Source organism: Pseudomonas sp. Colony2 (assembly GCF_019382755.1).
Taxonomy (GTDB): domain Bacteria; phylum Pseudomonadota; class Gammaproteobacteria; order Pseudomonadales; family Pseudomonadaceae; genus Aquipseudomonas.
On record NZ_CP080030.1, the window covers coordinates 4,850,656 to 4,859,767 of the forward strand.

Annotated in this window: 7 protein-coding genes; 4 read left to right on the top strand and 3 right to left on the bottom strand. The window is 59.7% G+C overall.

The features are described from left to right. Positions 1-251 precede the first annotated feature (251 nt). Positions 252-413, top strand: a complete 162-nt coding sequence (locus JV201_RS19345; protein WP_003207847.1) for a hypothetical protein — start codon at positions 252-254, stop codon at positions 411-413. 4 nt (positions 414-417) lie between these two features. Here the strand turns inward: JV201_RS19345 and JV201_RS19350 are convergent, their stop codons facing one another. Then, positions 418-828: a hypothetical protein gene (locus JV201_RS19350; protein ID WP_003207845.1), complete on the bottom strand. Its 411-nt coding sequence runs from the start codon at positions 826-828 to the stop codon at positions 418-420. Between the two features lie 216 nt (positions 829-1,044). On the opposite strand from JV201_RS19350, the gene JV201_RS19355 reads away from it, so the two are divergent. The 3 genes from JV201_RS19355 to JV201_RS19365 are packed head-to-tail and all read left to right on the top strand — an operon-like array spanning position 1,045 to position 6,824. After that, entirely contained in the window at positions 1,045-4,266 is a 3,222-nt protein-coding gene (locus JV201_RS19355) for an efflux RND transporter permease subunit (protein WP_087693205.1), read from the top strand. After that, positions 4,256-5,422: an efflux RND transporter periplasmic adaptor subunit gene (locus JV201_RS19360; protein ID WP_177021057.1), complete on the top strand. Its 1,167-nt coding sequence runs from the start codon at positions 4,256-4,258 to the stop codon at positions 5,420-5,422. The genes JV201_RS19355 and JV201_RS19360 overlap by 11 nt, the downstream gene beginning before the upstream one ends. Next, entirely contained in the window at positions 5,406-6,824 is a 1,419-nt protein-coding gene (locus JV201_RS19365) for an efflux transporter outer membrane subunit (protein WP_219405931.1), read from the top strand. Before JV201_RS19360 ends, JV201_RS19365 begins: the two co-directional genes overlap by 17 nt. Before the next feature lie 51 nt (positions 6,825-6,875). Here the strand turns inward: JV201_RS19365 and JV201_RS19370 are convergent, their stop codons facing one another. Both JV201_RS19370 and JV201_RS19375 read right to left on the bottom strand, forming a co-directional pair. Next, the gene (locus JV201_RS19370; protein WP_219405932.1) at positions 6,876-8,123 is read right to left on the bottom strand and encodes an ATP-grasp domain-containing protein; all 1,248 of its coding nucleotides are present in this window, start codon (positions 8,121-8,123) and stop codon (positions 6,876-6,878) included. Next, positions 8,120-9,049, bottom strand: coding sequence for a DMT family transporter (locus JV201_RS19375; RefSeq protein ID WP_257903241.1), 930 nt, complete (start codon positions 9,047-9,049; stop codon positions 8,120-8,122). Before JV201_RS19375 ends, JV201_RS19370 begins: the two co-directional genes overlap by 4 nt. Positions 9,050-9,112 lie beyond the last annotated feature (63 nt).

The following is a 9,112-nucleotide window of genomic DNA, read 5'->3' on the forward strand; positions in this document are numbered from 1 at the left end:
GACCCACCAGGAGGTTTTAATGTTCGAGGGAAACCGCAACTTCTTCACTCACTTGATCAACGGTCGACGTGGGCCCTGATCATAGGACGCTCCGGGGCGCGGGTATAGCCTTGCAGCGCAGTAAAAGGCCGGCGATAGAGCAAACAAGTTGGACGCACACGACCATTGGTCAATAGCAGGCAACCTGCGGATAGCTAGACTGTCCATTGAGAAGACAGTGTGTGCCCGGCACCGGGCGAAAGGAGGCACTTATGAGCCTGACAACAACGATTCTGCTTTTGATCTGTGGCTGGCTGGCCGTCGCCGCCGCCATGCTGTGGGGCGTGATGCGCGTGACCCGCCGGCACCATCACCCACACGTAAAACCCGCAGCACCCGGCAAGCTGCACAAACCCGCCGGGCACCACGCCTGACGCCTTAGCCAGGCATGCAACTGAAGTCTTCGGTCTGCGCCAATTCCTTGCCGTGGCTATCCTTCAACTCGGCACGCACCGTCGTACCCAGGCTGGATTCCACCAGGGTGTAATGCTCGCCGGCCTTGAAGTTGCCGTAGGTCACATGCCCGCGACAATCCTGCTGGTTATCATCCCCCGCCTCTTCTTCAAACAAGGTGACGTCCAGGCGATGCGCGCCGGGTTTCACTTCGAAGTAGCGGCCATCATTAATGTTTTTACCGTCTACCCGCTCGGCCATCAGGTCGTTGGGTGCCTCCTCTTGCAAGCCGATCCAGGCTTCGCTCGGGTCCGCCTTCGGCATCGGGCCGGCACACGCCGACAACAACAGGACCGCACTCAAGGCCGGGATCAACAACAAGGGTTTAAGCGACATGGCAGAACTCCAAATGGATAAAGAGTGAACAGGCGAAACAGCTCCCGTTCGATCGGTATCCAGCTTGTTACTGTCACCATTGTTGAACAAATGAATACATATGAAAGGATCTTCAGCCGTTAACTAAATCTTCCTTCACCTGGCTGAAAGGTGCGTGTTAGGTGGGTCCGTCAAGACTGCGAGCGTTTGCAATCCAACTCCTTTGGAGGTTACGGCATGCTCGGGCTGGTAAAGACCGCACTGCTCAAGCCCTACACGTTTATCGTGCTGGCAATTTTCATCTGCATCATCGGGCCCATGGCGGCCTTGCGTACCCCCACTGACGTATTTCCCGATATTGGCATCCCCGTCGTTGCGGTGGTTTGGCAGTACAACGGCCTGTCTCCGGACGCCATGGCCGGTCGCGTGATCTACACCTACGAACGCTCCCTGAGTACCACCGTCAACGACATCGAGCACATTGAATCGCAGTCGTTACCCGGCATGGGCATCGTGAAGATTTTCTTCCAGCCCGGCGTGGATATCCGCACCGCCAACGCCCAGGTAACAGCGGTGTCACAAACCGTGCTCAAGCAGATGCCACCGGGCATTACGCCGCCGCTGATCCTCAACTACAGCGCCTCTACGGTGCCGATTCTGCAGATGGCGTTCTCCAGCCCCAGCTTGTCGGAAGCGAAGATCCGCGACCTGGTGCAGAACAACATCCGCTTGCCCCTGAGCGCCCTGCCCGGCCTGGCCATGCCCACGCCAATGGGCGGCAAGCAACGCCAGATCACCCTCGACCTCGACCCACAGGCGCTGGCCGCCAAAGGTCTCTCGGCGCAGGACGTAGGCAACGCCCTGGCCCTGCAGAACCAGATTATCCCGGTGGGTACCGCCAAACTCGGCCCCAACGAATACACGATTTTGCTCAACAACAGCCCGAAGGCGATTGATGAGCTCAACGACTTGCCGATCAAGACAGTCGACGGTGCGATCATCACCATCGGCCAGGTGGCCCACGTGCGTGACGGCTCGCCGCCGCAGACCAACATCGTGCGCGTCGACGGCCACCGTGCGGTGCTGATGCCGGCCCTGAAAAACGGCAGCATCTCCACCCTGTCGATCATCGACGGCATCCGCCAGATGCTGCCGCGCATCAATGAAACCCTGCCGCCGTCGCTGAAGACCTCGCTGCTCGGCGACGCCTCGGTGTTCGTCAAACAGTCGGTGGGCAGCGTGGCCCAGGAAGGCATCATCGCCGCCTTGCTGACCAGTGCGATGATCCTGCTGTTCCTCGGCAGCTGGCGCTCGACCATCATCATCGCCGCGTCGATTCCCCTCGCGGTACTGTCGGCCATCGCCCTGCTGGCGGCCACCGGGCAAACCCTCAACGTCATGACCCTCGGCGGGCTGGCGTTGGCCGTGGGGATCCTGGTGGACGACGCCACAGTGACCATCGAGAACATCAACTGGCACCTGGAACAAGGCAAGGCGGTGAAGGACGCGATCCTCGACGGCGCCAAGCAAATCGTCGGCCCGGCGTTCGTGTCCCTGCTGTGTATCTGCATCGTGTTTGTGCCGATGTTCATGCTGCAAGGCATCGCCGGCTACCTGTTCCGCCCGATGGCATTGGCGGTGATTTTCGCCATGGCCAGCTCGTTCATTCTATCGCGGACCCTGGTGCCGACCCTGGCGATGTTCCTGCTCAAGCCGCACGTGCCGGAGCAAGGTGAAGGTCATCACCCGGAAGATGAATTCATCAACCATCACGAGGGCGACCAGCACAAACCGCAGCGCAACGCGGTGCTGCAATCGGTGCTGAATTTCCAGCAGGGTTTTGAGCGTCACTTCTCCAACGTGCGGGACGTTTATCACGGCCTGCTGACCCTGGCCCTCGGCGCCCGCAAGCGCTTCATCATCGGCTTCCTGGCGTGCATCCTCGCCTCGTTCCTGCTGCTGCCAAGTCTGGGCCAGGACTTCTTCCCGGCCACCGACGCCGGGGCCATGGCCCTGCACGTGCGCTTGCCGCTGGGCACACGCATCGAAGAGAGCGCGGCGGCCTTTGACCGGATCGAAGCGCGGATTCGCGAGATCGTTCCGGCCGACGAACTGGACACCATCGTCGACAACATCGGCATCCCGCTGAGCGGCATCGACATGGCCTACAGCAGCAGTGGCACCATCGGCCCACAGGACGGCGATATCCAGGTCACCCTGAAAAAGGACCATGCGCCCACCGCCGACTACGTGAAAAAACTGCGTGAAGCGTTGCCCGAAAGCTTCCCCGGCAGCCAGTTCGCATTCCTCCCGGCAGACATCAGCAGCCAGATCCTCAACTTCGGTTCGCCGGCCCCGCTGGACGTGAAAATCTCCGGGCGCAGCGATGAAGAAAACCGCGCCTACGCCATCGAACTGGAACGTCGCCTGAAACACATACCGGGCATTGCCGACCTGCGCATCCAGCAGTCCACCGGCTACCCGTCACTGCAAGTCAACGTGGACCGCATGCGTGCCAACGGCCTGGGCATCACCGAGCGTGACGTAACCAACAGCATGGTTGCGTCCCTGGCCGGCAGCTCGCAAACCGCACCAACGTTCTGGCTCAACCCGGCCAACGGCGTGTCGTATTCGATCGTGGCAGCCACCCCGCAATACCGCCTCGACAGCCTGCCGTCCCTGGAAGCGTTGCCGGTAACCGGTGCCGATGGTCAGTCGCAGATCCTCGGCGGCGTGGCGACCATCTCGCGGGTACAAAGCCCGGCGGTGGTGACCCACTACAACATCGAGCCGACCCTGGACCTGTACGCCAACGTGCAAGGCCGCGACCTCGGCGGCGTCGCCAGCGATGTGCAAAAAGTGCTGAACGACATGGCCCCGATGCGCCCCAAAGGCGCGACCATCAGCCTGCACGGGCAGATCGATGCGCTGCATGAAGCGTTCAACGGCTTGAGCTTCGGCCTGCTCGGTGCGGTGGTGCTGATCTACCTGCTGATCGTGGTCAACTTCCAGTCCTGGACTGACCCGTTCGTGATCATCACCGCACTGCCGGCAGCGCTCGCGGGAATCGTCTGGATGCTGTTCCTCAGCGGCACGTCATTGTCGGTGCCCGCACTCACGGGGGCCATCCTCTGTATGGGCGTGGCCACCGCCAACTCGATCCTGGTGGTGAGCTTCTGCCGAGAGCGCCTGGCCGAACATGGCGATGCACTCAAGGCCGCACTGGAAGCCGGCTACACCCGTTTCCGCCCAGTCTGCATGACCGCCCTGGCGATGATCATCGGCATGTTGCCGCTGGCCTTGTCCGAAGAACAAAACGCGCCGCTGGGACGTGCCGTGATCGGCGGCCTGATCCTCGCCACCACTGCCACTTTGCTGTTTGTACCCGTGGTCTTCAGCCTGGTCCACGGTCGTCACCCTACTCGCGCTGCTGCTGGAGAAACTTCACATGTCGTCTGATCACAAACCCTCGCGCAAGCGTCTGATGCTCATGGGTGTCGGCGGCCTGACACTGGCCGCCCTGTTGGTCGCCAACGGCCTGCACGCCCGTACGATGCATGAAAAATCCGTCACCGCCTGGACCGAAACCGCCGCCGTGCCGCAGGTGCTGGTGTTCCAGCCCAAACAGAACGCGGCCGGCGACACCCTGCGCCTGCCCGCGCATCTGGAAGCCTGGAGCAAGGCACCGATTCATGCACGGGTCAGCGGTTACCTGAAAGACTGGAAAGTCGACATCGGCAGCCAGGTCAAGGCCGGGCAGATTCTCGCCGAGATCGACAGCCCCGACCTCGACCAGCAAGTGGCGCAAACCCACGCCCGCATGGTCCAGGAACAGGCCAACGCACGCCTGGCGCAAACCACCGCCACCCGTTGGAAAAACCTGCTGGACAGCCATTCGGTATCGCGCCAGGAGGCCGATGAAAAAACCTCGAATGCCCTGGCCGCCAAGGCCAACGCCCAGGCCGCCGAGGCTGACTATGCGCGGCTCTCGGCGCTGGAAGACTACAAGACCATTCGCGCGCCATTCGCCGGTGTGATCACCGCGCGCAACACCGACATCGGCCAGTTGATCAAGGCTGACAGCGACAGCGATCCGGAACTGTTCGACATCGCCGACACCCACCAACTGCGCCTCTACGTGCCGGTGCCGCAGAACTACGCCGCGGTGATTCATCCCGGGCTGGCCGCCCAACTGACGGTACCCGAGCACCCCGGCGAACACTTCAGCGCGAAGCTGATGGGCGACTCCACCGCCATCGACCGCCGCTCCGGCACCCTGCTCGCACAGTTCGTGGCCGACAACCCGGACGGCAAGTTGCTGCCCGGCGACTACGCCGAAGCCACCCTGGCGATTCCGGCGGATACCCATGGCGTGAGCATCCCGGCCAGCGCCCTGATCTTCCGCGCCGAAGGTACCCAGGTCGCGGTACTGGACGCCAAGAACCACGTGCACCTGCAAGACATCCACATCGGCCTCGACCTCGGCGAGCGCCTGGTGATTGACCAGGGCCTGAAACCCACTGACCGCGTAGTCGACAACCCACCCGACGCACTGCGCGAAGGCGACGCCGTGCAAATGGCCGATGCCGGAGGTGCCCATGCGCCCAAGGCTTAAACCCCTCGCGGCCCTGGTATTGGTGGCACTGCACGGTTGCTCGCTGGCGCCCACCTACAAGGCGCCGACCATCGACCTGCCGGCCAAGTACCGCGAACAGACCAGCGACGGCCCGTGGCACAGCGCGCAACCGTCCGACCAACTGGCGCCGAAGTGGTGGCAGCTGTATCAGGACCCGCGCCTGAACGACCTGCAGGAACAACTGCTCAAGGCCAACCCGGACCTGGCGGCGGCGCTGGCGCATTTCGATGCGTCCCAGGCGTATGCCAGCCAGTTGCATGCCGGGCTGTTCCCGCAAATAACCGCCAGCGCGCAACCGTTGCGCCAGCGGCAATCGGACAATCGGCCACTGCGGGGTGATACCCAGCCTTCGGTGTACAACAGCAACACGGCGGGGTTCGCGCTGAGCTTCGATCTGGATCTGTGGGGCAAAATCCGCAACCAGGTGGCGGCTGGCGATGCACAGGCCCAAGCCTCCGGGGATGATTTGGCGGTGGCGCGCCTGAGCCTGCAGCATCAGTTGGCGACGCTGTACGTGCAGCTCAACGGACTGGATGCCCAGAGCCGGATTCTCAGCAGTTCGCTGGATGATTTTGGCCAGGCGCTGAAACTGACCCGCAGCCGGTACGAGGGGCAGATCGCCTCGGAGCTCGACCTGACCCGGGCGCAGAATCAGCTGGCTGAAGCACAGGCGCAGCTTGACGATGTGCACGGTCAACGCAATCTCACCGAGCATGCGATTGGTGAATTGGTGGGCGTATCCGCCAGTGAATTCCAGCTGCCGCCGAGCAAGCACTTGATCGCACTGCCGGGGATTCCGCAACAACTGCCGAGCCACCTGCTGCAACGCCGGCCGGATATCGCGGCAGCCGAGCGACGGGTGTTTGCGGCCAACGCGAATATCGGCGTGGCCAAGGCGGCGTGGTACCCGGATTTCAGTTTGACCGGCTTGATTGGCGGGCAGACCCAAGGTGTGGGCAACTTGTTCTCCGCCGCCAATCGGTATTGGGCGCTGGGGCCGCTGGTGAATCTGCCGATCTTTGATGGCGGCCGGTTAAGCGCCAATGAGCGCCAGGCCAAGGCGGAGTTTGAAGAGGCTTCGGCGCACTATCGCAGCCAGGTGTTAAGAGCCGTGCGTGAGGTGGAAGACAACCTTGGGCAACTGCGCGACTTGCAGCAGGAGGCGATGGACGAACAAGCCGCCGCGAATGCCGCCGAGCACACACAGGCACTGGCGATGAACAGTTACCAGGCGGGGGCTGTGAGTTACCTGGATGTGGTGACGGCGCAGACGGCGGCGTTGCAGGCGCAGCGCACGTTGCAGGCGGTGCAGACGCGGCAGTTGCAGGCGAGTGTGGGTTTGGTGACGGCGCTGGGCGGAGGCTGGTTGCCTGGGGCGTGAGGTTGCTTCCTACAACCGGGATCACATACGGGAGTTTTGTTGATCCGGACGTCAGGGCGCCAAGTAGGCTCCCACAGCCTCGAGTGCTCGAAGCTTCAAATAATCCGCCTTGATGACCGCGTTGTCGGCATGCACCAAATAAATGGTACCCGGTTGGCTGAATACGTCTTTGGTCATGCCAATCGGCTGCCCGCTGCCAACGTAGAACACCGAATAAAAATAGGACTCGAGCTTCAGAAGCTCGCTTAAAAACAGCTCTTTGGTGAAACAACCCGGCGAACGATTGATTAGGCAGACGTTATAGCTGTGCAGCAACAATTCATAACCTACCTGGGCGTCAAGCAAGCGCTCAAATTGTTCCGGCTCAACGATGGACATAACCGTGGCGCGAATCTGCCCCAGTCCTGTCGTCTGTTCGGATACTTCAGGACGAAGAATTCCGTCGGTGCGCGCTGCGATCTCCACAAGTCTGGGACCTTTTTCGGTCAGCATAACCTCCGCGTGGCTAGGGCCATTTTCAATGCCCAGGCTTCTGACGACCTTGCGGGTGTAGTCGACCAGCAGCTCACACTCAGGCTCGGCAGGGCTGACCAGTTCATCAATGTCGTAAATGACGCTACCGCTGTCCAGCCGCTCCTTTCGGTATCTCACCACTTCAGTGACCATCTGCCTCGCGCCCAGGGAGACCATATTCACAACATATTCCACACCAACCAAATATTCCTGGATCAGGACCTGAGCGTTCCTAATATTGAGTCGATTGGTCGTTCCCAAAACCTTTCCGAAGGCGACCTCACAATCTTGCAAATCATCGCAAATATAAACCCCATCCGCGCCTGCACTATCCAGAGGTTTCAGCACCACGGGAAACCTGCCATGCCCCAGGATCCAGGCCTTGGCCGCATTCCATGACTCAACGATAGCCTGTTGCGCGGCTGGCAGCCCAGCGTCGGCGACACAACGGATCATTTCAAACTTGTTCCTGCGCGCCTGAGTTCGGTTGAATTGGTTGCGATAAGGAAGATTGAGCTGCTCGTTGAGCCAATCAGACAACAACACACCGGTTTCAGCCCCAGCGATGATGTACTGGGGATCGAACCTCGCAACGCGTTCGACCGTCGCGTCCAACTGCTTATTGACGATCAGACATTCATAAATCGAGGCATCGAAACCCATGTAGTAATAATCATCGAGCGTCGCGGACGACGCCACATGGATCAACGTACAGCCTCGCTCACGCAACGCTTTCGCGACAAACTTACCGGATGAAAAACCATCGACTATCACGACTCTGCTCATCTCAATCCCCGCCTTTCGAGATACAGACTTGCGATTGCTCGTCCAGAGAGTAAAAAAATAATGACGCCAACCGCCGTGACACTGGCTGCCGAAAACTCCACTCGTGTGTCGAGATATTGAAGCAGCAGGACAAACACCGGCAGTGTCAGCAGTAACAGCGAGACATGGATAGCACTGAGATAATGAATGGTTTTTTGAATCAGATAAATCGGCAGCAAATGGCCAATCACCACTAACGTCAGCATCGGCCAGAACAGCTCAGGGCCCAAGGCAAAACCGACACCCGTCGCGGGAATCAAGACGACACAGGCAATGATCATCACCACATTTCGGACCGCCAGAATTTCATAAACAACCCACTGTCGAGCGAATAGCTTTTTCGAGACGATCGTATACATCACGGTGCCCAACGCGCACACCAGAACGCTGACGATGCCAAGCATTCGCTGCCCGGTAGTGGTGGAAGACACACCACTGTCACCCATGAATGACTTGAACAACATGATTCCCACGGAAATCAGTACCAGCCAGGAAATCAATGTATCCGCCAACGCGGTTTTAACCCTGTTTTTATCAAAAGCAGAGAGGATGAGCGTTAGCGCCGGCCCGCATGCCACTGAGGCCACGCCGACAACGGCAGGTTCCAGGTAACGGAGTGCGTAGAACAGGCCGCCCCAGTTCAATAGAACTGCAACATTGACTAAAAAAACTAACAATATGTTTTCGCACAGTTTTATGATAAGTTTTTTGTTACTTCGCAAGAGCGTAAAACTTAGAAAAAACGCTCCTGAAAAACTGAAGCAGTAAAAAATGACTACCAAGGGATTTATCATTTGGGTAACAAAAGCCACATACACGTCAAATGCAGCACTGATAAAGCAAAAAATCAGCCCAAGCACCATTCCGCGCCGCATCAAGCTACTCATTTAAATCACCAGATGGTGTGCAACCTTGACGGGCTTCGAATTGCTTCATCGTCTTGATGCCAT